The sequence below is a fragment of the Streptomyces sp. NPDC104831 genome, assembly GCF_055583025.1.
Genome location: NZ_JBVJOT010000018.1, coordinates 112,707 through 133,401, shown reverse-complemented (window position 1 = coordinate 133,401; position 20,695 = coordinate 112,707). Strand labels below are relative to the sequence as shown.

Annotated in this window: 19 protein-coding genes; 2 read left to right on the top strand and 17 right to left on the bottom strand. The window is 72.5% G+C overall.

Features of this window, described 5'->3' with window-relative positions; translation table 11 throughout:
• Positions 1-42: 42 nt before the first annotated feature.
• From ACZ63H_RS15370 to ACZ63H_RS15360, 3 genes are all read right to left on the bottom strand, one after another.
• Entirely contained in the window at positions 43-1,293 is a 1,251-nt protein-coding gene (locus tag ACZ63H_RS15370) for an aspartate aminotransferase family protein (protein ID WP_469865125.1), read from the bottom strand.
• A gap of 29 nt (positions 1,294-1,322) precedes the next feature.
• On the bottom strand, positions 1,323-2,165 hold the full coding sequence (locus ACZ63H_RS15365) for a nitrilase-related carbon-nitrogen hydrolase (protein WP_469865105.1): 843 nt from the start codon (positions 2,163-2,165) through the stop codon (positions 1,323-1,325).
• 177 nt (positions 2,166-2,342) lie between these two features.
• Positions 2,343-2,594, bottom strand: coding sequence for a helix-turn-helix domain-containing protein (locus tag ACZ63H_RS15360; RefSeq protein WP_469865103.1), 252 nt, complete (start codon positions 2,592-2,594; stop codon positions 2,343-2,345).
• A gap of 70 nt (positions 2,595-2,664) precedes the next feature.
• Here ACZ63H_RS15360 and map point away from each other — a divergent pair, with 70 nt between their 5' ends.
• Together map and ACZ63H_RS15350 are read left to right on the top strand one after the other, a co-directional pair.
• Positions 2,665-3,441: a type I methionyl aminopeptidase gene (gene map / locus ACZ63H_RS15355; protein WP_469865101.1), complete on the top strand. Its 777-nt coding sequence runs from the start codon at positions 2,665-2,667 to the stop codon at positions 3,439-3,441.
• A gap of 182 nt (positions 3,442-3,623) precedes the next feature.
• A complete protein-coding gene (locus ACZ63H_RS15350) occupies positions 3,624-6,215 on the top strand; it encodes an ATP-dependent Clp protease ATP-binding subunit (RefSeq protein WP_469865099.1) in 2,592 nt (863 codons plus the stop codon).
• A 52-nt stretch (positions 6,216-6,267) separates the two neighbouring features.
• Here ACZ63H_RS15350 and ggt read toward each other — a convergent pair whose 3' ends face one another.
• From ggt to ACZ63H_RS15280, 14 genes are all read right to left on the bottom strand, one after another.
• A complete protein-coding gene (ggt, locus tag ACZ63H_RS15345) occupies positions 6,268-8,070 on the bottom strand; it encodes a gamma-glutamyltransferase (protein WP_469865097.1) in 1,803 nt (600 codons plus the stop codon).
• A 280-nt stretch (positions 8,071-8,350) separates the two neighbouring features.
• Positions 8,351-9,229 (bottom strand): amino acid ABC transporter permease, encoded by an 879-nt coding sequence (locus tag ACZ63H_RS15340; protein ID WP_469865095.1) that lies wholly within the window; start codon positions 9,227-9,229, stop codon positions 8,351-8,353.
• The gene (locus ACZ63H_RS15335; RefSeq protein WP_469865093.1) at positions 9,226-9,870 is read right to left on the bottom strand and encodes an amino acid ABC transporter permease; all 645 of its coding nucleotides are present in this window, start codon (positions 9,868-9,870) and stop codon (positions 9,226-9,228) included. The genes ACZ63H_RS15340 and ACZ63H_RS15335 overlap by 4 nt, the downstream gene beginning before the upstream one ends.
• Before the next feature lie 11 nt (positions 9,871-9,881).
• A complete protein-coding gene (locus tag ACZ63H_RS15330) occupies positions 9,882-10,793 on the bottom strand; it encodes a glutamate ABC transporter substrate-binding protein (RefSeq protein ID WP_469865091.1) in 912 nt (303 codons plus the stop codon).
• Between the two features lie 17 nt (positions 10,794-10,810).
• Complete coding sequence (locus ACZ63H_RS15325) at positions 10,811-11,554, bottom strand: amino acid ABC transporter ATP-binding protein (RefSeq protein ID WP_469865089.1); 744 nt, start codon at positions 11,552-11,554, stop codon at positions 10,811-10,813.
• 136 nt (positions 11,555-11,690) lie between these two features.
• Positions 11,691-12,110: a DUF6278 family protein gene (locus ACZ63H_RS15320; RefSeq protein ID WP_469865087.1), complete on the bottom strand. Its 420-nt coding sequence runs from the start codon at positions 12,108-12,110 to the stop codon at positions 11,691-11,693.
• A gap of 15 nt (positions 12,111-12,125) precedes the next feature.
• Complete coding sequence (locus tag ACZ63H_RS15315; RefSeq protein ID WP_469865085.1) at positions 12,126-12,905, bottom strand: exodeoxyribonuclease III; 780 nt, start codon at positions 12,903-12,905, stop codon at positions 12,126-12,128.
• 35 nt (positions 12,906-12,940) lie between these two features.
• The gene (locus ACZ63H_RS15310; RefSeq protein ID WP_469865083.1) at positions 12,941-13,576 is read right to left on the bottom strand and encodes an MBL fold metallo-hydrolase; all 636 of its coding nucleotides are present in this window, start codon (positions 13,574-13,576) and stop codon (positions 12,941-12,943) included.
• Positions 13,577-13,614: 38 nt separating this feature from the next.
• Positions 13,615-14,919: a bifunctional 3-oxoadipate enol-lactonase/4-carboxymuconolactone decarboxylase PcaDC gene (gene pcaDC, locus ACZ63H_RS15305; protein ID WP_469865081.1), complete on the bottom strand. Its 1,305-nt coding sequence runs from the start codon at positions 14,917-14,919 to the stop codon at positions 13,615-13,617.
• 252 nt (positions 14,920-15,171) lie between these two features.
• On the bottom strand, positions 15,172-16,176 hold the full coding sequence (locus tag ACZ63H_RS15300; RefSeq protein WP_469865079.1) for a helix-turn-helix transcriptional regulator: 1,005 nt from the start codon (positions 16,174-16,176) through the stop codon (positions 15,172-15,174).
• 501 nt (positions 16,177-16,677) lie between these two features.
• Positions 16,678-18,057: an MFS transporter gene (locus tag ACZ63H_RS15295; protein WP_469865077.1), complete on the bottom strand. Its 1,380-nt coding sequence runs from the start codon at positions 18,055-18,057 to the stop codon at positions 16,678-16,680.
• A gap of 110 nt (positions 18,058-18,167) precedes the next feature.
• The gene (locus ACZ63H_RS15290) at positions 18,168-19,355 is read right to left on the bottom strand and encodes a 3-deoxy-7-phosphoheptulonate synthase (protein ID WP_469865075.1); all 1,188 of its coding nucleotides are present in this window, start codon (positions 19,353-19,355) and stop codon (positions 18,168-18,170) included.
• A 55-nt stretch (positions 19,356-19,410) separates the two neighbouring features.
• A complete protein-coding gene (locus ACZ63H_RS15285) occupies positions 19,411-19,740 on the bottom strand; it encodes an ArsR/SmtB family transcription factor (protein WP_469865073.1) in 330 nt (109 codons plus the stop codon).
• Between the two features lie 72 nt (positions 19,741-19,812).
• Positions 19,813-20,562 carry an aminotransferase class IV gene (locus tag ACZ63H_RS15280; RefSeq protein ID WP_469865072.1) on the bottom strand — a complete coding sequence of 250 codons (750 nt, stop codon included), beginning with the start codon at positions 20,560-20,562 and terminating at the stop codon, positions 19,813-19,815.
• Between the last annotated feature and the right edge of the window lie 133 nt (positions 20,563-20,695).

The following is a 20,695-nucleotide window of genomic DNA, read 5'->3' as shown; positions in this document are numbered from 1 at the left end:
GGGCGGGTCGGGGTGCCGTCGGCGGCTCGTGCGCTCCCGTCCCTAGTGGAGGCTCCTGAGCGCGCTCTCCAGGATCGCCGCGCCCTCCTCGGCCTCGGCGACGGTCAGGGAGAGCGGCGGGGCGATCCGCAGGGCGCTGCTGTCGTGCCCGCCGCCCTTGCCGATGAGCAGGCCGTCCCGGCGGGCCGCCTCCAGCACGGCGGCGGCGGCCCGCGGGTCGGCCTCGTCCGTGCCCGGCTTCACCAGCTCGATGCCGATCATCAGTCCGCGCCCGCGCACCTCGCGCACTCCGGGCAGCCCGGCGGTGGCCGCCCGCAGCCGTTCGATGAGCAGTCCGCCGACGCGCCGGGCGTTGCCCTGGAGGTCGTGTTCGAGGAGGTAGGTGAGGTTGGCGAGGCCCGCGGCCATGGTGACCTGGGTGCCGCCGAAGGTGGAGATGCTGTTCGCGTCCAGGCAGTTCATGATCTCGGCGCGGGCGACGACCCCGCCGATGGACATGCCGTTGCCGATGCCCTTGGCGAAGGTGACGATGTCCGGCGGGCCGCCGCGGGCGTGTGCCTGCCAGCCCCAGAAGTGGTCGCCGGTGCGGCCCCAGCCGGTCTGCACCTCGTCGGAGATCCACAGGATCCCCTGGGCGCCCAGCACCTCGCGGAAGGCCGCGAACAGTCCGTCGGGCGGCGAGGTGAACCCGCCGACGCCCTGGACGGGTTCGGCGATCAGCGCGGCCGGGGGCCGGGTGTGGCCGAGGACGTCCGACAGGTCGGCGACGCAGGCGTCGATGAACGCGCGGTCGTCCAGGTGGGCGAAGGGGCCGCGGGTGCGCACGGCGCCGTGCACGTACAGGGTCTGCACCGGGGACAGGGAGGTCGGGGACCAGCCGCGGTTGCCGGTGATGCCGACCGCGCCGAAGGAGCGCCCGTGGTAGCTGTTGCGCATGGCCAGGACGGTGTTGCTGCGCCGGTAGGCGGTGGCGAGCAGCAGGGCGGTGTCGTTGGCCTCGGTGCCGGAGGCGGTGAAGAACACCCGGGGGTCCGGGATGCCGCTCACCTGGGCGATGCGCTCGGCGAGTTCGACCATCGGCCGGTTGAGGTAGAGGGTCGAGGAGTGCAGCAGCCGGCCGGCCTGTTCGGCGACCGCCTTGGTGACCTCGGGCAGGGCGTGCGCGGTCATCGTGGTGAGGATGCCGCCGAAGAAGTCCAGGTATCTGCGGCCCGAGGAGTCCCAGACGTGGCGGCCCTCGCCGTGGGTGATCTCGATCGGGTCGTCGTAGTAGAGGGCGAGCCAGTCGGGCATGATCCCGCGGTGGCGGGAATGGAGGTCGCTCACGGCCGCACCAGCCCCTCGTAGGCGTCGGGGCGGCGGTCGCGGTAGAAGGCCCACTGCCGCCGCACGTCGTCGAGGAGGCCGAGGTCCAGGTCCCGCACGAGGAGTTCCTCGCTCGTGTCGCTCGCGACCGGGCCGACGAACTGTCCGCGCGGGTCGACGAAGTACGACGTGCCGTAGAAGTCGTTGTCGCCGTACTCCTCCTGTCCGACGCGGTTGATGGCGGCGACGAAGTACTCGTTGGCGACGGCCGCGGCGGGCTGTTCCAGCCGCCACAGGTGGGCGGACAGGCCCCGGTGGGTGGCGGAGGGGTTGTAGACGATCTGGGCGCCGTTCAGGCCGAGTTGCCGCCAGCCCTCCGGGAAGTGGCGGTCGTAGCAGATGTAGACGCCGACCTTGCCGACGGCGGTGTCGAAGACGGGCCAGCCCAGGTTGCCGGGTTTGAAGTAGTACTTCTCCCAGAAGCCCTTCACCTGCGGGATGTGGTGCTTGCGGTACTTGCCGAGGTAGCCGCCGTCGGCGTCGATCACGGCGGCGGTGTTGTAGTAGAAGCCGGACTGCTCGACCTCGAAGACCGGGACGACGAGCACCATGCCGGTCTCCCGGGCGAGGTCCCGCATCCGGCGCACGGTCGGGCCGTCGGGCACGGGTTCCGCCCAGCGGTAGTGCTCGGGCTCCTGGACCTGGCAGAAGTAGGGGGCGTTGAAGACTTCCTGGAATCCGATGATCCGCGCGCCGCGGCGGGCCGCCTCGCGGGCGTGCTCCTCGTGCTTCGCGATCATGGACCCGGTGTCTCCGGTCCAGGTGGCCTGGACCAGAGCGGCGCGGACGACGTTGGCCATGAGCTGCTCCTTCGACGCGACGTCAGAGCCTCTACGCCCGTAGAGCAGGCGGTAGAGGGACGAACGTAAGCCCCCGGGCGGCCCTTGCCAAGACCACCCGTCGGCAACCCGCGGGGCCGATCGCGTTTCACACCCCTGTGGAGGAGCGGGCCCGGCGGGGCGCGCCGTGCGGGCGGCTCAGAGGGGCACCAGGGCGCACCGGGCCACCAGCTCGTCCATGGACAGGTCGAGCGCGCCCGCCAGCGCGGCGACGGTGAAGAACGCCGGCGTCGGCGCCCGCCCCGTCTCGATCTTGCGGAGCGTCTCGGCCGAGACGCCCGCCGCCGCGGCGACGTCCGCCATGCTCCGGTCGCCGCGCGCCTCGCGCAGCAGCAGCCCGAGCCGCTCACCGCGTTCGCGCTCTTCGGGAGTGAGAGGGGTGCGCACCATGCCCCCATTCTGCCCCTCTCCCGCACCGGCCCCTCCGCCACCCAATTAAAATACCGGTATAGTAATTGGCATGGTGGAACTGAAGACCGAAACATCGATCGACGCGATGCACGCGGCGGGCCAGGTCGTCGGGCGTGCCCTGACGGCCGTGCGGAGGGCCGCGCGCGTCGGCGTCTCGCTGCTGGAGCTGGACGAGGTGGCCCGGGAGGTGCTGCGCGAGGCGGGCGCGTCCTCGCCGTTCCTCGGCTACCGCCCCTCCTTCGCCCCGACCCCCTTCCCCGCGGTGATCTGCGCCTCGGTGAACGACGCGATCGTGCACGGCATCCCCACCGGCTACCGGCTCCGCGACGGCGACCTGCTCTCCGTCGACTGCGGCGCCGTGCTGGACGGCTGGGCGAGCGACTCCGCGATCAGCTTCGTGGTGGGCCGCCCCCGCCCGGCGGACCTGCGGCTGGTGGAGACCGCCGAGCGGGCGCTGGCCGCGGGCATCGGGGCGGCCGTGGCGGGAGGCCGCATCGGGGACATCGCGCACGCCGTCGGCCGGGTCTGCCGCACGGCCGGCTACGGCATCCCGCAGGGCTTCGGCGGCCACGGCGTGGGCCGCCGCATGCACGAGGACCCCGAGGTCCCGAACGAGGGCCGCCCCGGCCGCGGCCTCCCGCTGCGCCCCGGCATGGTCCTCGCCATCGAGCCCATGCTGATCGCGAGCGGCAAGGACGGCTACCACGAGGCCCCGGACGGCTGGACCCTGCGCACCGACGACGGCTCCCGCGCGGCCCACGTCGAGCACACGGTGGCCGTCACGGAGGCGGGCCCCCGGATCCTCACGGCACGGCAGACGCCCTGACGGGCCGCGGAGCGGTGGCGGCGCGGCCCGCCGGACCCGCGGCCGCCGCCCCCCGGACGGGCGCCCGCACCGCCCGTGGGCGGACATGCCCGCCCCCACGGATCGTGCCATCGTGGGCATGAGCAACCCGCCCCCGGGTTACCCGGCCGCTCCGCATGCCGTCAGTGAAGGAACCCCACGCCATGACCAACGGCTACCCTCCTGACCCCTTCGGCGACTTCCTGGCCCGCTTCTTCGGCGGAGCCGCCGGCGGCGGCGGGGCGCCACGCCACATCGACATCGGCCGCCTGCTCAGCCAGCCGGCCCGGGAGATGGTCAGAGGAGCCGCCCAGTACGCCGCCGACCACGGCAGCCGGGACCTGGACACCCAGCACCTGCTGCGCGCGGCCGTGTCGACGGAGCCCACCCGGAGCCTGCTGAGCCGGGCGGGCGCCGACCCGGACTCGCTCGCCTCGGAGATCGACGACCGGGCGGGCCCGGTGCAGCACCCGCCGGGCGAGGCCCCGCCGCCGACCTCGCTGTCCCTGACGCCCGCCGTCAAGCGGGCCCTGCTGGACGCGCACGACATGGCACGGGCCAGCGGTGCCGGGTACATCGGCCCCGAGCACGTGCTCAGCGCGCTCGCCTCGAACCCGGACTCGGCGGCCGGGCACATCCTGCACGCGGCCCGGTTCCAGCCGCGCTCCCTGCCGCCGGAGGCCCCGGAGAGCGCGCAGCCGCGCCCGGAGCGGCAGCGGCCCACCGGCACGCCCACCCTGGACAAGTACGGCCGTGATCTGACCGAGCTGGCCCGGCAGGGCCGGGTCGACCCGGTGATCGGCCGGGACACCGAGATCGAGCAGACCATCGAGGTGCTGTCCCGGCGCGGCAAGAACAACCCGGTGCTGATCGGTGACGCGGGCGTCGGCAAGACGGCCGTCGTCGAGGGGCTCGCGCAGCGCGTCGCCGACGGCGACGTGCCCGACGTGCTGGCCGGACGGCGGGTGGTCGCCCTGGACCTGACCGGGGTGGTGGCCGGCACCCGCTACCGGGGCGACTTCGAGGAGCGCCTGAACACCATCGTGGAGGAGATCCGCGCCCACTCCGACCGGCTGGTCGTCTTCATCGACGAGCTGCACACCGTCGTCGGCGCCGGTTCCGGCGGCGAGGGCGGCGGCATGGACGCCGGGAACATCCTCAAGCCCGCCCTGGCCCGGGGCGAGCTGCACATCGTGGGCGCGACCACGCTGGAGGAGTTCCGCCGGATCGAGAAGGACGCGGCGCTGGCCCGCCGCTTCCAGCCGATCCTGGTGCCCGAGCCGACGGCCGGGGACACGATCGAGATCCTGCGCGGGCTGCGCGACCGCTACGAGGCCCACCACCAGGTCCGCTACACCGACGAGGCGCTGGTCGCCGCCGTGGAGCTGTCGGACCGGTACCTCACCGACCGGCGGCTGCCGGACAAGGCGATCGACCTGATCGACCAGGCCGGCGCCCGGGTGCGGCTGGGCGCCCGGACGAAGGGCACGGACGTGCGCGCCATGGAGCGCGAGGTGGAACAGCTGGTCCGGGACAAGGACCAGGCGGTCGCGGACGAGGACTACGAGCAGGCCAAGCAGTTGCGCGACCGGATCACCGGGCTGAAGCAGCGGATCGCGGCGGCCAGCGAGGAGGGGAAGGCCGACGAGGGGCAGCTGGAGGTGACGGCGGAGGCCGTCGCCGAGGTGGTGTCCCGGCAGACCGGCATCCCGGTCAGCCGGCTGACCGAGGAGGAGAAGGAGCGGCTGCTCGGCCTGGAGGAACACCTGCACCAGCGGGTGGTCGGCCAGGAGGAGGCGGTCGCCGTGGTCTCCGAGGCGGTGCTGCGCTCCCGCGCCGGGCTCGCGAGCCCCCACCGGCCCATCGGCAGCTTCCTCTTCCTCGGCCCGACCGGAGTCGGCAAGACCGAGCTGGCCCGGGCGCTCGCGGAGGCGCTGTTCGGCAGCGAGGAACGGATGGTCCGGCTGGACATGAGCGAGTACCAGGAGCGGCACACCGTCTCCCGGCTGGTGGGCGCCCCGCCCGGGTACGTCGGCCACGAGGAGGCCGGACAGCTCACCGAGGTGGTGCGCCGGCACCCGTACTCGCTGCTCCTGCTGGACGAGGTGGAGAAGGCGCACCCGGACGTCTTCAACATCCTGCTCCAGGTGCTGGACGACGGCCGGCTCACCGACTCGCAGGGCCGCACGGTGGACTTCACCCACACGGTCATCGTGATGACCAGCAACCTGGGCTCGGAGGCGATCACCCGGCGCGGTGCCGGGATCGGGTTCGGGCCGGGCGGCGCGGACGCCGACGAGGAGGCGCGGCGCGAGCGGATCCTCAGGCCGCTGCGCGAGCACTTCCGGCCGGAGTTCCTCAACCGGATCGACGAGATCGTGGTCTTCCGGCAGCTGACCGGCGACCAGTTGCGGCGGATCACCGAGCTGCTGCTGGAGAACACCCGCCGGCTGGCGGAGGGACAGGGCGTCTCGGTGGAGTTCACGCGCGCGGCCGTGGACTGGCTGGCCGAGCGCGGCTACCAGCCGGAGTACGGCGCCCGGCCGCTGCGCCGCACCATCCAGCGCGAGGTGGACAACCAGCTCTCCCGGCTGCTGCTGAACGGCACGGTCTCCGAGGGCGGCCGGGTCACGGTGGACGTCCGGGACGGGCGGCTGGACTTCCGCGCCGACCGGCAGGCCGGCCGGGCGGCGGCCCCGCCCGCGCCGGAGACCACGCCGGAGACCGGGGTCGAGCCGCCCGCACCGGAGCGGTGAGGCGGTGAAGGGGGCCGCCGGGGACGTCACACGCCGCCCGGCGGCCCAAGGGCTACCGCGCCGGGCGCACCACCATCGCCGAGCCGCCGCCGCGCCGCACCTTCTCGGCGGCGGCCAGCCACCTGCCGTCCGGCAGGCGCTGCACGCCGGTGGCGGCGCCGATCTCGGGATTCGGGCTGAAGACGTGCCCGATGGCCTCCAGGCGGCTCCTCAGCTCGCTGTCGTAGAGCCCCGGTTCCAGCTCGGTCTTCGCCGTGTTGCGCTGGCTGGCGCGCGGCGCGGCGATGGCGTCGACCAGCGGCAGGTGCCGGTCGAGGAAGCCGGTCAGGGTCTGCAGCACGGTGGTGACGATGGTCGCGCCGCCGGGCGAACCGAGCGCCACGACGGGCTTGCCGTGCCGGTCCAGCACGATGGTCGGGGAGACCGAGGAGCGCGGGCGCTTGCCCGGACCGGGCAGGTTGGGGTCGTGGACGGCCGGGTTGGCGGGGGCGAAGGAGAAGTCGGTCAGCTCGTTGTTGAGCAGGAAGCCCCGCCCGGGGACGGTGATGCCGCTGCCGCCGGTCTGCTCGATGGTGAGCGTGTAGGCGACGACGTTGCCCCACTTGTCGGCCACGGTCAGATGGGTGGTGTTCTCGCCCTCGTACGTCGTCGGGGCCGCGGTGCCGCCCTTGCCGCAGGGCGCGGGGTGGCGCGGGTCGCCCGGGGCGAGCGGGCTGGTGAGGACCGCGTCGTCCCTGATGAGGCAGGCGCGCGAGTCGGCGTACCGCTGCGACAGCAGCTGCCTGGCCGGTACGTCCTCGAAGGCGGGGTCGCCGACCCAGCGGCCGCGGTCGGCGAAGGCGACGCGGCTGGCTTCGATGAGGCGGTGCAGATAGCGGACCCGGCTCGCCTTCGACAGGTTCGTCCGCTCCAGGATGTTCAGGGCCTCGCCGACCGTGGTGCCGCCGGAGGAGGACGGGGCGATGGAGTAGACGTCCAGGCCGCGGTACGACGTCCTGGTCGGGGCCTGGAGCTTGGCGCGGTAGACCGCGAAGTCCTTCTCCGCGAGCTTGCCGGGGCGGGCGTTCCAGCCCGAGGCGGGGTCCACGGGCGGGTGCTCGACGGTCTTGACGATGTCGTCGCCGATGTCCCCGCGGTAGACGGCGGCGGTGCCCTCGCGGCCCAGCTGCTCGTAGGTGCGGGCCAGTTCGGGGTTCTTCAGGGTGGAGCCGACGACGGGCAGCTCGCCGTTCGGCAGGAACAGCTTCACCGTGTCGGGGAAGTAGCGGAACCGGGTCTCGTTGGCCGCGGTCTGCGCCCGGAAGGTCTCGTCCACCGTGAAGCCGGCGCGGGCTATCCGCTCGGCCGGTTTCAGCACGGTGCGCAGGTTCTCGCTGCCCCATTCCTCCAGGGCCTTCTGCCAGGTGGCGGGCGTGCCCGGGGTGCCGACGCTCAGGCCGCTGCTGACGGCGTCGGCGAAGGGCAGCGGCTTGCCGTGCTCGGTGAACAGGCCGGAGTCCGCGGCGAGCGGCGCGGTCTCCCGGCCGTCGATGGTGTGCACCGTGCGCGTCCGCGCGTCGTAGTAGACGAAGTAGCCGCCTCCGCCGATGCCGGCGGAGTAGGGCTCGGTGACGCCGAGCGCGGCGGCCGTGGCGACGGCCGCGTCCACCGCGTTGCCGCCGCGCTCAAGGACCTCGATCCCCGCGGCGGAGGCGTCGGCGTCGACGCTGGCCACGGCGCCGCCGTAACCGACGGCGACGGGCGTCTTGGCGGCCTTCCCGCTCGCCGGCGCGGCGGGCGGCGCCGCCACCCCCACCGACACCACGGCGGCCGAGACCACCAGGACCGCAAGTTTCCGCTTGTCTGGGCGACCCATGCGTACCTCCCGTCGGGACAGTCCGCGCAGCGTAACCAGAACGATGCTGTACCGACAGTACGCGACGGGATCCCGGCCCACCATGCCGGGACTCGAACACGCGTACGGCGCGGGGTGGTCGGGCCGGTGGCGGATGTCACACCGGCGAGCACAACCCGTCCGGCGCGCAGCTGACCTTCTGCCCGCCCGGGGACGGCCCGTCACAGGTATCCGTCCCGCTCGCGAGCAGTGATCTCCGGCTGCCGCCGGACGAGCCTGGCCCGTTGAACTGCCGCCCCCCTCAGGGTTTCGGGGCCATGGGGGGCTCCCCACCGGGCAGCAGCGCCCCAGGGCCGGCCGGGGCGTGAGCCACCGCCTCGGTCTTGGGGCTGCGCTGCTCACGGCGGGACACCCAGCCGGCGAACCACGAGAGCAGCATGCACATCCCGATGTAGATCGGCGAGATCACCATCACCACGGGGATGAACGGCAAATCGTAGTCGAGGTTGGAGGCGATGAGTTTCCCGGCATGGAGAAACTCCTCGTAGGTGATGAGGAAGCCGAGGGAGGTGTCCTTCAGGGCGACCACCAACTGGCTGATGATGGCGGGCAGCATGGCGCGCACCGCCTGCGGCACGAGGACGTGCGCCATGACCTGCGTCTTGCGCATGCCGAGCGCGGACGCGGCCTCCCGCTGACCGCGTTCGACGGCGTGCACACCGGAGCGGAAGACCTCGGCGAGCACCGAGCCGTTGTAGAGGGTGAGCCCGGCGACCAGCGCGGGCAGCGGCTGCACCTTCAGCGCGACGAAGATGAAGAAGATCATCACCAGGACGGGCATGGCCCGGAAGAACTCCACGAGGAGCGTGGCGAGCGCGCGCACCGGCCGGTGGTCCGACAGCCGGCCCGAGGCCAGCACCCCGCCGAGGACGAGGGAGAGGACGGCCGCGATCGCGAACGCCTTCAGGGTGTTGCCGAGGCCGCGCAGCAGCAGCCGCTGGATGCCCTGGTACTCGAAGGGCGTCCACTTGGTGGCGGTGAACTGGCCGGTGTGGAACAGCAGGTACAGGATCCAGGCGAGCAGCGCGAGGAGGACTGCGGCGGACAGCAGTCCGTAGACCGCGTGCCGTCGCCGGGTGCGCGGGCCCGGGATGTCGTAGAGCGCCGAGGCCCCGGTCACCGGGCGACCCCCCACTTCCGCTCCAGCGCGTGGAACAGGGCGCTGATGGCGAGCGTGATGATCAGGTAGCCGACGGCGATCCAGACGAACGTCCACACGATGTTGTAGCCGAGTTCGTTGAGCGTCTTGTACGTGCCGAGGAGTTCGGTCACGCTGAAGGCGCCCGCGATCGCGGAGTTCTTGGCGAGCGCGATGAGGGTGGAGCCGATGGGCGGGATCACGGACCGGAACGCCTGGGGCAGCACGACCAGCGACAGGGTCTGCCCGAAGGTCATGCCGAGGCTGCGGGCCGCCTCCCCCTGGCCGGTGGGCACGGTGTTGATGCCGGAGCGCAGCGCCTCGCAGACGAAGGCGGAGGTGTAGCAGCCGAGGGCGAGGACCGCGAACACCTCGAAGGGGAGCACGAGCCCGAACCGGGGCAGTCCGAGCAGCACCGCGAAGAACAGCAGGGTGAGCGGGGTGTTGCGGAGCACGGCGACCCACACGGTGCCGAAGGTCCGCAGGGAGCCGACGGGCGCGACCCGGAAGGACGCCGTCAGGAAGCCCAGGACGAGGGCCAGCAGGGAGGCGTAGACGGTCAGTTCGAGGGTGCCGAGGAAACCGGCGCCGTAGGCCGAGAAGTTGTCTGTCAGTACGTTCATCGCGTCCTCGCTCAGCCCGCCCGGTAGCGGTCGATGGCGGGCGGGTGGGGGGCGGGCACGCCGGACAGGCCGAGCGTGGCGTCGTACGCCTTCTTCCAGTCGCCGTTCCTCTCGCGGGCCGCGAGGGCGTCGTCGAGGGCGAGGCGCAGGGCGTTGTCGCCGTGCGGGACGCCGATGCCGTAGGGCTCCTTCGAGAACGGCTTGCCGGCGAGCTTCAGTTCGCTCGGGACCTTGGCCGCGTAGCCGATCAGGATGGCGTCGTCGGTGGTGACCGCGTCGACCTGGTAGGTGAGGAGGTTGTCGACGCAGACGGAGTAGGTGTCGTAGGCGACCAGGACCGCCTTCGGGTAGTCGGCCTTGACGCGCTGGTACGGCGTGGAGCCCGCCGCCGAGCAGACGCGTTTGCCGGCGAGGTCCCGCGGGCCGTGGATGGTGTCCTCGTCCTCGCGGACCAGGAGCGACTGGCCGGCCATGTAGTAGGGGCCGGCGAAGCCGACGAGCTTCTTGCGGTTGGGGTTGATGGTGTAGGTGCCCACGTAGTAGTCGATCTGGCCGTTCTGCAGGGCGGTCTCGCGGTTGGCGGAGGCGATGGTGCGGAACCGGATGGTCCTCGGCGCCAGGCCCAGGGAGGCGGACATCATCTTGGCGATCTCGATGTCGAAGCCCGAGTAGGCGCCGGTGGCGGGGTCCTTCTCGCCCAGGTAGGGCTGGTCCTCCTTGACGCCGACGACGAAGTGGCCGCGCCGCTCGGCCCGCGTCCAGGTCCGGGAGGCGGGCAGGCGGACGTCCCGGGCCACCCGGTAGTGCGGGAGCTTCCCGGCGGCCGGTCCCTTGCCGGGCGGGCTGCCCTCCTTGCCGCAGGCGGCGGCCAGCAGCACGAGGAGCACGCACAGGGCGCGGGGCACACGGGCGGTACGGCACATGGGTCGCGGTCCCCCGGTCAGTGCTTGAGGATCTTGGAGAGGAAGTCTTTGGCGCGGTCGCTGCGCGGGGCGGTGAAGAACTCGTCCGGGGCGCGGTCCTCCACGATCCGGCCGTCGGCCATGAAGACGACCCGGTTGGCGGAGGCACGGGCGAAGCCCATCTCGTGGGTGACGACGACCATGGTCATGCCGTCCCGGGCGAGCTGCCGCATCACCTCCAGCACCTCGTTGATCATCTCGGGGTCCAGGGCGGAGGTGGGCTCGTCGAAGAGCATCGCCTTGGGTTCCATGGCGAGCGCCCGGGCGATGGCGACGCGCTGCTGCTGGCCGCCGGAGAGCTGGGCGGGGTACTTGTCGGCCTGGTTCAGCAGGCCGACCCGGTCGAGGAGTTCGCGCGAGCGCCGGTCGGCCTCCGCCTGCGCCCGCCGGCGCACCTTCACCTGGGCGAGGGAGACGTTCTGCAGGACGGTCTTGTGGGCGAAGAGGTTGAAGGACTGGAAGACCATGCCGACCTCGGCGCGCAGCCGGGCGAGGGCCTTGCCCTCCGCGGGCAGCGGCTGCCCGTCGAGGGTGATGGTGCCGGACTCGACGGCCTCCAGCCGGTTGATCGTCCGGCACAGCGTCGACTTGCCCGATCCCGACGGGCCGATGACCACGACCACCTCGCCCTTGCCGACCGTGAGGTCGATGTCCCTCAGGACATGCAGCTCCCCGTAGTACTTGTTGACGTTCCGCAGTTCGATCAACGGATCGACGGCCATCCGCAGCCCCACTCGCTCTCGGCTGTGTCGTGGTTGCCGCAACCTATCCAGCGGGCGGAGCGCTGGAGGGGCGACACGCGTCCCCGGGGCATTAGCCGTATTTACGCCGGCGAGCGGCCGGCTGGCCGGGGCGGGCTCAGTCCCCGGCGATCCCGGCGTACCACTGGGACAGCTCGGGGACGCCGCTCGCGGCCCACTCCTGCCCCGCCGTCACCACCTCCACCGTCCGGCCGGAGGCGAGCCGTACGACGGGTTCGCCGTCGGAGCGGATGAGCCAGGCGGCGCCGGGCACCGTGCGCACCACGACCGTGCCCAGGTACAGCCCGGCGTCGTGGCCCAGCCAGGGCAGGATCTCGGGGTCGTCGCGCCAGCGCGGGTCCATCTGGTCCAGGGCCTCCAGGGAGGCCGGGGTGTCGTCGAGGCGGACGCCGCCCCGGGCCGCCTGCGCGCGCAGCAGATCGCACTCGGACAGCAGCGCGGCGACCGCCTCGGGATCGGCGGGCGGCGCCGCCGCGCCGGTCTTCTTGTGCCGGGGGCCGAGGAACGGAAGACGCATGCCCCCAGCGTGGCATCACACGTCCAGGTCGACCACCACGGGCGCGTGATCGGAGGCGCCCTTGCCCTTGCGCTCCTCGCGGTCGACGTAGGCGTCCTTGACGGCCCGGGCGAACGGTTCGTTGCCGTACACCAGGTCGATGCGCATGCCGCGGTTCTTCGGGAAGCACAGCTGGCGGTAGTCCCAGTACGTGAACGGCCGGTCGTACTTGAGCGGGCGCGGCACGATGTCGTCGAGGCCCGTCTCGCGCAGGGAGGCGAGCGCGGCGCGCTCGGCGGGGGTGACGTGGGTGGAGCCCTCGAAGGCCGCCACGTCGTGGACGTCGTCGTCGGTGGGCGCCACGTTGTAGTCCCCCATGACGGCGAACGGTCGGCCGCCCTGCGCGTCGCCGTACACCGCCGCCTTCAGGGCCTCGAACCACTGGAGCTTGTAGGCGTAGTGCGGGTGCCCGACCTCGCGGCCGTTGGGCACGTACACCGACCAGACGCGGACCGGGCCGCAGGTCGCCGAGAGGGCGCGCGGCTCGGTCACGCCGTCGTAGCCGGGGTCGCCGGGCAGGCCCTTGACCACGTCCTCGATGCCGACGCGGGAGAGCACCGCCACGCCGTTCCACCGGCCGGTCGCGTTCACCGCCGACTCGTAGCCCAGCTCGCGCAGCTGGTCGAACGGGAACTGCTCCTCGGCGACCTTGGCCTCCTGGAGGCAGAGCACGTCGGTGCCGCTGCTCTCCAGCCAGGCCAGCAGCCGTGGCAGGCGGGCGGTGATCGAGTTCACGTTCCAGGTAGCGATGCGCATGTCCCACAACCTACCCGGAGCCTGTGACAGCGGGCTCAGAGCTGCGCCGCCGCCCCGGGTACCAGCCGCCGGTGGTCGGTGCCGCCGAGCCGGCCGAGATGGCCGTCGTACAGGGGGCGGGCCAGGTCGGTGAGCAGGGCGTCGTGGACGTCGAAGGCGCGCCGCGGGCGGACCTCCCGGACGTAGTCGATCACCTCGGAGATCTTGTTCCAGGGGGCCATCACCGGGAGCAGCAGCGTCTCCACCGGCCGGCCGGGGACGGTGAGGGCGTCGCCGGGGTGGAAGACCGCGCCGTCGTCGATCAGGTAGCCGACGTTGGTGACGCGCGGCAGGTCGGGGTGGATCACCGCGTGCAGCTCGCCGTGCACCTGCACGTCGAAGCCGGCGGCGGTGAAGGTGTCGCCGTGGCCGACGGTGTGCACCCGGCCGGGGAAGGCCGCGGTGATCCGCTCGGCGACCGACCCGAGCGTCCAGATCTCGGCGGCCGGGTTGTCCTCCATGGCGGCCCGCAGCCGGGACTCGTCGAAGTGGTCCGGGTGCTCGTGCGTGACCAGGATGGCGTCCGCGCCGAGCGCCGCGTCCTGTTCGGAGAAACCGCCCGGGTCGATGACGAGCGTCCGGCCCTCCTTGTCGAGGCGGACGCAGGCGTGGGACTTCTTCGTGAGCTTCATGTCACCCATCTTCACGCCCGCGTCCGCCGTGCGCGCCGCTACCCGGCGGGTGTGGTCTCCTCGCGGATGACCCGCTGGGCGACCCGGAACGCGCTGTTCGCGGCCGGCACCCCGCAGTAGACGGCGGTCTGCAGCAGCACCTCGCCGATCTCGGCCGGGGTCAGCCCGTTGCGCAGGGCCGCGCGGGTGTGGGCGGCCAGCTCCTCCAGGTGACCGCCCGCGACCAGCGCGCCGAGCGTGACGCAGCTGCGGGTGCGGCGGTCCAGGCCCGGGCGGTCCCAGATCTCGCCCCAGGAGTAGCGGGTGACGAACTCCTGGAAGTCACCGGCGAACGCGTCGGACTCCGCCAGTGTGCGGTCCACGTGCGCGTCGCCGAGCACCTCGCGGCGGATCTTCAGCCCGGCCTCGTACCGGTCGGGCGGGCCGTCGGCCCGGTCCGGTGCGGCCGCCGGGGCGATCTCGGCGACCGGCGCGGCCTGCGCCGGCACGGCCGGGGCGGGCGCCGGGACGGCGGTGGCGGCGGGGGTGGCCGGCAGGGCGGTCTGCCCGGTGTCGAAGGGCTGCTGCCAGGCGGTGGAGAAGTGGTGGACGAGCAGGTCGGTGACGGCGGCGGGCTGCTCGACCGGCACCAGGTGGGAGGCGCCGGGGACGACCGCGAGCCGGGCGTCGGGGATGCCGGCGACCAGGGTACGGGCCTCGGCGGGGCCGGTGACCTGGTCGTCGGAGCCGACCAGGACCAGCGTGGGTACGCCGACCCGGCCCAGCTCGGGCCGTACGTCGAAGGAGGCGAGGGCCTCGCAGGCGGCGATGTAGCAGCCCGGGTCGGTGGTGCGGACCATCTGCACGGCCCACTCGGTGATCGCGGGCTGGGCGGCGGCGAACCCGCCGGTGAACCAGCGGTCGGGGGCGGTCCGGGCGATCGGGTCGAGGCCGTTGGTGCGGACCACGACCCCGCGCTGGCGGAACTCGTCCGGGGTGCCGAACCGGGGGGAGGCCGCGACCAGCGCGAGCGAGGCGAGCCGCTCGGGGTGGCGCAGGGCCAGTTCGATGCCGACGGCGCCGCCGAGCGCGCAGCCCGCGTAGCCGAAGCGCTGCACGCCTAGCGCGTCCAGCGTGGCCAGCAGCCGGCCGACGAGGTCGGCGACGGAACCGGCCGGGTGCGCGGGGGCGCCGCCGTGCCCCGGCAGGTCGAACCGGAAGACCCGCCACTGCTTGGCCAGCTCCGGCACCTGGCGGTCCCACATGTGCCAGGTGGTACCCAGTGAGGGACCCAGGATCAGGACGGGAGCCTCTTCCGGCCCGTCGAAGCGGTATTGCAGGGTGTTCGGTGGTGTCTCGCTCACCCGTCAGACCCTCTCACGTATCACGACGTCGCACACGGCCGGGGGAACCCGGTGACGGGGCCCCGAAGCGATGCCGGGTGCTCCGGCCGTCTCGTGCCGATTGTCGCTCCGGCGGCGGGTCCCGGTCACCCGAACGGGCACATCCGCCGGGCGGCCGAACGGAGGGGACCGGTCCCCGGGCAGCCCCGCCGGGGTGGGGCCGACGGGGCTGTTCGCGGCTCGCGGGAGGGTGGCCGGGGCGGGCGGGGGGTGTCAGGGCTGGGGCAGTTCCACGACCGGCTGGCCGTCGATGAGTCCGGCGCGGGCCGCGACGACGCCCGCCTGGAACCGGGTGGTGGCGCCCAGGCCGTCCATGATGTTGGAGATGTGCCGGCGGAACGTCCTCGACCCCACGCCGATGCGGCGGGCGACGACCTCGTCCTTGAGCCCCCGGGCCATCAGGCTGAGGATGCCGGCGTTGAGGTCGGTCAGTGTCTCGCCGTAGGAGACCGCGTCGGCGTCGAAGTCCGTACCGGCCTGCCAGGCGAACTCGTACACCCGGCGCAGCAGGGAGATGACGACCGGTTCGTAGACGGCGATGACGGCGGGGATGTCCTCGTCCGTCGGCTGGTCGGTCACGAACGCCACGTCGTCGCCGACCAGGACCATGTTGTCGAAGATGTGGTTGGCCGTGCGGACCTGGGCACCGGAGTCGGCCAGCTGGCGCAGCCGGGCCCGGGTGGTCGTCCTGGCCCGGGCCGAATGCGGGCCGACCAGCCTCACCGGCACCCCGTTCGACGGCAGGGGCAGTTCCAGCGGGGGGAAACTCCGGTTCGGCGCGCGGTCGAACAGCTGCATCACCAGGACCTCGGTGGTGCACTGGCGCAGGGAGTCGGCCAGGTGCGCCCACGCCTGCTGCGGGTCGAGCAGGCGGACCACCTTCTCCTGTGGTCTCGATCGGCGCAAGCCGTTGAAGATGCCCGAAAGTGTCTGCAACCGCTCGTGGATTTCGGCGAGTTCGCGTCTCTTCTCGTTCACCGCCCGCTGGAGCGGGAGGACCAGGTCGTTCTGCGCCGAGTCGGGGCACATGGCGCTGAAACTCTCCAGGGCCTCGCAGTACCGCAAAAGCCCCAGGCCGTGCAGCAGATCCATGATCTGCGTGGCTTCCGGTGCCGAAAGGCGCAGTCCGGCCGCCACCTGGTGCGCGGTGACCGGCTGGTTCGCCAGGGTGTATTCGTAGACACGGACGGCCAGTTCTTCGTCCAGCTCCGCACCCACGCTCTGGAACACAAGCTGCCCGACCGTGTCCGATATGCTGCCGAGAACGTAATCGTTTTTCAAAACCCGCACCTTCCGAGAACTAGTACGTGCGCATTCCCTTCTTGCTCAGCCTGGTCTCAGTGCACGCACCGAGGCGAATGCGCGGACGCCTTCTCAGAAATGGCCAGGAAGCGGGTGGCCGACTTGCGGCTCCGGCCACCGGCACGGCGTCGCGGCGCCTGTGCCTTTCCTGACGGTCGAGGCGACTCCCGGGCCGGTGTTCCCCTGCCCGGCCAGGCTGACAGAGACGTGAAAAACCGATCGATAGACAGTCTGACAGGAGCGTCGGTGAAGACGCCACGGCTCTACTTTGAAAACTACATGACATCATCGGGCCACGACCCGCTCGGTTTCGGCCAGCAGGACACGGGGCGGCGGCCTTCACGGGGAAGGGCCGCCGCCCTGTGTCCGGGTCCGGGTGGCGCGGCCGTGCCGGTCAGGCCGGCGACGCGGCGCGCCTCACTCGGTCGTCTGCGCCTGCGGGCGGGGCTCCGGGACGGCGGCCGCCGCGGGCGTGGACTTCACCAGCCACAGGCCGGTGATGATCGCGGTGACCCAGGTGGCGATGCCGGCGGTGATGAAGGCGCTGTCGAGGCCGGCCTCGAAGGACGCGCCCCCGGACTGCCGGCTGAGCACGATGGCGCCGAGCACGGCCACACCGAGCACCGCGCCGATCTGCCGGGCCGTGCTGCTGATGCCCGAGGCGAGACCGCCCTCCTGCGGGCTGACGCCCTGGATGGCGGCGCCGGTCAGCGGCGACATGGCCAGGGCGAAGCCGATACCGCTGACCGCCAGGCGCCACCACAGGTTCCAGTACGGCGTGTCCGCGTGGACGAAGCCGAGCGCCAGCAGCCCGGCCCCGGCCACCACCAGGCCGGTGGTGACCACGATCCGGAAGCCGTACCTGGCGGCCAGCCGGCCCGCGAACGGGCTGACCAGGGCCATGCCGAGCGAGATGGGCAGCGTCTTCAGACCGGAGCTGAGGATCGAGTCGCCCTGTACGGCGACGAAGAACTGGGAGAAGAAGAACACCGAGCCCATGAGCGAGAAACCGACCATGAGCATGGCCGTGTTGGCCGTCGTGAACAGGCGGTTCCCGAACAGCCGCAGCGGCATCATGGGCGCGCGCCTGCGGGCCTCCACGACGATGAACGCGGCGATGATCACCGCCGCGGCGGCGAAGCTGCCGAGGATGGCGGGCGAGGTCCAGCCCTTGGCGCCGCCCTCGATCAGCCCGTAGGTCAGCGCGCCGACGCCCAGGATGGACAGGATCGTGCCCGGGACGTCGATGGCCGGCGCGTTGGGGTTGCGGGACTCGGCCAGCGTGGGCAGCGCGGCCAGCAGCAGGGCCGCCCCGATGGGCAGGTTGACCAGGAAGATGGCGCGCCAGTCGAAGGCCTCCACCAGGATGCCGCCGGCCAGCGGGCCCGCGGCCAGGCCGATGCCGCTGATGCCGGCCCACAGGCCGATCGCCTTCACCCGCTCCTGCGGAACGGGGTAGGCGGCGGCCAGCAGGGCCAGCGAGCCGGGGCTCATCGCCGCGGCGCCGATGCCCTGGAGCACCCGGCCGAAGATCAGCCAGCCGAGCGAGGGCGCGACGGCGCACGCCAGGGAGGCGAGGGTGAACACGACGGTGCCGGACAGGTACACCCGCTTGCGGCCGAAGCGGTCGGCGAAGACGCCACCGGTCAGCAACAGCATGGCGACCAGCAGGACGTACGCGTCCACAATCCACTGCAGACCGGATAATTCGGTGTGCAGGCGCTTCTGCATGTCGGGGAGCGCCACCCCGACGATGGTGCTGTCGAGCAGCACCATGAACTGTCCCACGCAGCTCATGGCGAGCACCACTGCTCGATTCGATCGGACTTCTACGGACACAGGACGACCCCTTTTACCACTGCTGATCTCGATGAATGCGCACGACGCCGGGAGACGACGGCCGGGCGCTAGCGGGACGACATCGCCACTTCCAGCCACGGGCTGAAGTCGCGATGCCGCGCCAGCAGATCCCCCACCACCTGGGCCAGATACAGGGTCTGTTCCGGATTCAGCCGGGGATCGCAGGCACTGCGGTAGTTTGTGGCGAGATACGTGTCGTCGACACGGGTGACGACACATTCGCTGACGTAGTCACCGCTCACTTCCAGGTGAATTCCGCCTGGAGTCACTCCCGTGTCGTTGCAGGCGCCGAAGAAGGCGCGCACTTCCTCTTCGATCTGGGTGACCACGCGTGTCTTGACCCCGGCCGGACTGGTGACCGTGTTGCCGTGCATCGGGTCGCACAGGACGCGGTCCGTCCAGCCCTCGGCGACGATGCGGCTCAGCATGGCGTAGGCGAGGTCGTAGGCCCGGTGCCGGCCCAGGCGGAAGATGAAGGCCAGCCGGCCCGGGACATTGGCCGGATTCAGCGTGTTGTGCAGGGCCACGAGGTCGGCCGCCGTGGCACCGGGCCCTACCTTCACCGCGACGGGATTGGCGATGCGGGCGGCGAAGGCCAGGTGCGGTCCGGCCGGGGAGCGGGTGCGCTCGCCGATCCAGAGCAGGTGCGCGGAATGGCCGTAGAGCATGCCGTCGTCCGCGCTGCGGCGGGTCAGGGGCTGTTCGTAGTCGAGCAGCAGCGCCTCGTGCGAGGTGTACAGGCCCGAGTTCTCCAGGTAGGAGAGCGTTCTGCCGGAGTGTTCGTAGGCCCGGACCATGTTCCAGGGATCGGGGGTCCGCCGGGCGGCCGTGAACTCGGCGTCGTTCACCGCGTCGCCGAAATAGGACGGCAGGGTGATTCCGGCCCGGCGCTCCACCGGTGCCGAGCGGGGCTTGGCGTACTGCCCCGCGATCCGCCCGACGGTCAGCACCGGACGGCCGCACTGCGCCTCGATGGCACCGGAGATGCCGCGCAACAGCGACACCCTGTTCGCCACCGAGGGCCGGGTGTTGTCACGGAAGGTCTCGGCGCAGTCCCCCGCGTGCAGCAGGAAGGCCGGCTCGGCCAGCCGGGCGCGCAGCCGGCGGATCTCCGCGGCCGGCACCAGCGGCGCGGCCCGGGTGAGTGCGGCGCGGGCCCTGAGCAGCTCGGCCGGCGCCGGCCAGTCCGGCTGGTGGCTGCGCTGGCGGGCGGCGGACACTTCGACACGGTCCATCAGCAATCCCCCGTCGGAGACCTACCGGAAAAACGGAAACGAGCGCGGTCTTGCTCTACGGCAGCGTGCTGTACGGCGATTCCTCGGCACACAGCCGCAGAATCACGTCCATCAGCTCCGGGAAACGGTCCCGCAGTTCATCGGCCCGCAGCCAGATGCGCCGGTACCGGCCGTCCACGGCCATCCTGACCACGCCGGCCTCCCGCAGGATGCGCCAGTGACTGGTCAGCGTCGATTTCGGCACACCGAGATCCTCGACGGCACAGGTCCGTCCGGGATTGGCGAAGGTACGCCGCACCAGTTCGAGACGGACCGGATCGCCGAGCGCGTACAGCACGGAAGCGAGCGTCAGCGACTCTGGTGCGGGCTCGGGCAGCGGTCGCATGTCCATGACCATAACACATAGTTCGACTGTACGGGATTGCCGAACAATGAAACGTCCGTGCGTCTCCGGGGCTCAGCGGGTGGCCGGTTCCCGCCGGAGGGCGGACGCCAGGGACGCCAGCCGCGCCTGCCAGGCGTCCGCGCGCGGCGCCGGGCCGGCCTCGACACGGCGGCCGGTCCACTCCCGCACCGGCCGGATGCCGTGCAGCGCGTTCACCGCCCAGGTCTCCAGTCCGGCCAGGTCCTCGGGCCGGGCGCGGACGTAGGCCACGGGGGTCCCGGAGGCGGCGGCGAGGCGCAGCAGGGTCCGCCGGGTGACGCTCGGCAGCAGGGGCAGCCGTTCGGCGTCGGGTGCGCAGAGGGTGTCGCCGCGCCACCAGAGCAGGCTGGTCGTCACCCCCTCGACGAGGAGGCCGTCCCCGGTCAGCAGGGCCGCCTCGTCGGCGCCCTGCCGCACGGCCGCCGTCCGCGCCTCGGCGAGCCAGGGCAGGTCGGGTCCCTTCACCGTCGGATGCCGGCGCAGGTCGGGGCCGTCGTGCACCCGGAGCCGGACGGACCCGGTCCGGGGCGGCGCCGGCCGGAGCCACAGGTGGAAGACCGGTTCCCCGTCGAGGACGCCCAGTTCCAGGCGGGGGAACCAGCGGCCGGTGTCCGGGAGGCGGCCGACGGCGGCGCGGGCGAAGGCGGCGGTGCGCTCGCGCGGCAGGGAGAACAGCGCGGCGCAGGCGGCGGTGAACCGCTCGAGGTGCGCGTCGAGGGCGATCACCGTCCCGTCGGAGACCAGGAAGGAGTCGACGACACCGACCGGGCCGCCCCGCGCCACGGGGACGAACCGGCCTTGGGGCTCACACCACCGCCAGCGCCGGTCGCCGGCCTCGCCGGCGGAAGCCGCCCCGGTGGCACCGCCGGCCCCGTCGGCCCCACCGGCACTGCCTGTTCCGGCGCCATCGGCACGT

What these genes read in the sequence shown, in the direction of transcription:
- ACZ63H_RS15370 (WP_469865125.1), bottom strand. Translation starts at nt 1,293, where the DNA reads ATGCCCGACTGGCTCGCCCTCTACTACGACGACCCGATCGAGATCACC.
- ACZ63H_RS15365 (WP_469865105.1), bottom strand. Translation starts at nt 2,165, where the DNA reads ATGGCCAACGTCGTCCGCGCCGCTCTGGTCCAGGCCACCTGGACCGGA.
- ACZ63H_RS15360 (WP_469865103.1), bottom strand. Translation starts at nt 2,594, where the DNA reads ATGGTGCGCACCCCTCTCACTCCCGAAGAGCGCGAACGCGGTGAGCGG.
- map (WP_469865101.1), top strand. Translation starts at nt 2,665, where the DNA reads ATGGTGGAACTGAAGACCGAAACATCGATCGACGCGATGCACGCGGCG.
- ACZ63H_RS15350 (WP_469865099.1), top strand. Translation starts at nt 3,624, where the DNA reads ATGACCAACGGCTACCCTCCTGACCCCTTCGGCGACTTCCTGGCCCGC.
- ggt (WP_469865097.1), bottom strand. Translation starts at nt 8,070, where the DNA reads ATGGGTCGCCCAGACAAGCGGAAACTTGCGGTCCTGGTGGTCTCGGCC.
- ACZ63H_RS15335 (WP_469865093.1), bottom strand. Translation starts at nt 9,870, where the DNA reads ATGAACGTACTGACAGACAACTTCTCGGCCTACGGCGCCGGTTTCCTC.
- ACZ63H_RS15330 (WP_469865091.1), bottom strand. Translation starts at nt 10,793, where the DNA reads ATGTGCCGTACCGCCCGTGTGCCCCGCGCCCTGTGCGTGCTCCTCGTG.
- ACZ63H_RS15325 (WP_469865089.1), bottom strand. Translation starts at nt 11,554, where the DNA reads ATGGCCGTCGATCCGTTGATCGAACTGCGGAACGTCAACAAGTACTAC.
- ACZ63H_RS15320 (WP_469865087.1), bottom strand. Translation starts at nt 12,110, where the DNA reads ATGCGTCTTCCGTTCCTCGGCCCCCGGCACAAGAAGACCGGCGCGGCG.
- ACZ63H_RS15315 (WP_469865085.1), bottom strand. Translation starts at nt 12,905, where the DNA reads ATGCGCATCGCTACCTGGAACGTGAACTCGATCACCGCCCGCCTGCCA.
- ACZ63H_RS15310 (WP_469865083.1), bottom strand. Translation starts at nt 13,576, where the DNA reads ATGAAGCTCACGAAGAAGTCCCACGCCTGCGTCCGCCTCGACAAGGAG.
- ACZ63H_RS15295 (WP_469865077.1), bottom strand. Translation starts at nt 18,057, where the DNA reads ATGAGCTGCGTGGGACAGTTCATGGTGCTGCTCGACAGCACCATCGTC.
- ACZ63H_RS15290 (WP_469865075.1), bottom strand. Translation starts at nt 19,355, where the DNA reads ATGGACCGTGTCGAAGTGTCCGCCGCCCGCCAGCGCAGCCACCAGCCG.
- ACZ63H_RS15285 (WP_469865073.1), bottom strand. Translation starts at nt 19,740, where the DNA reads ATGCGACCGCTGCCCGAGCCCGCACCAGAGTCGCTGACGCTCGCTTCC.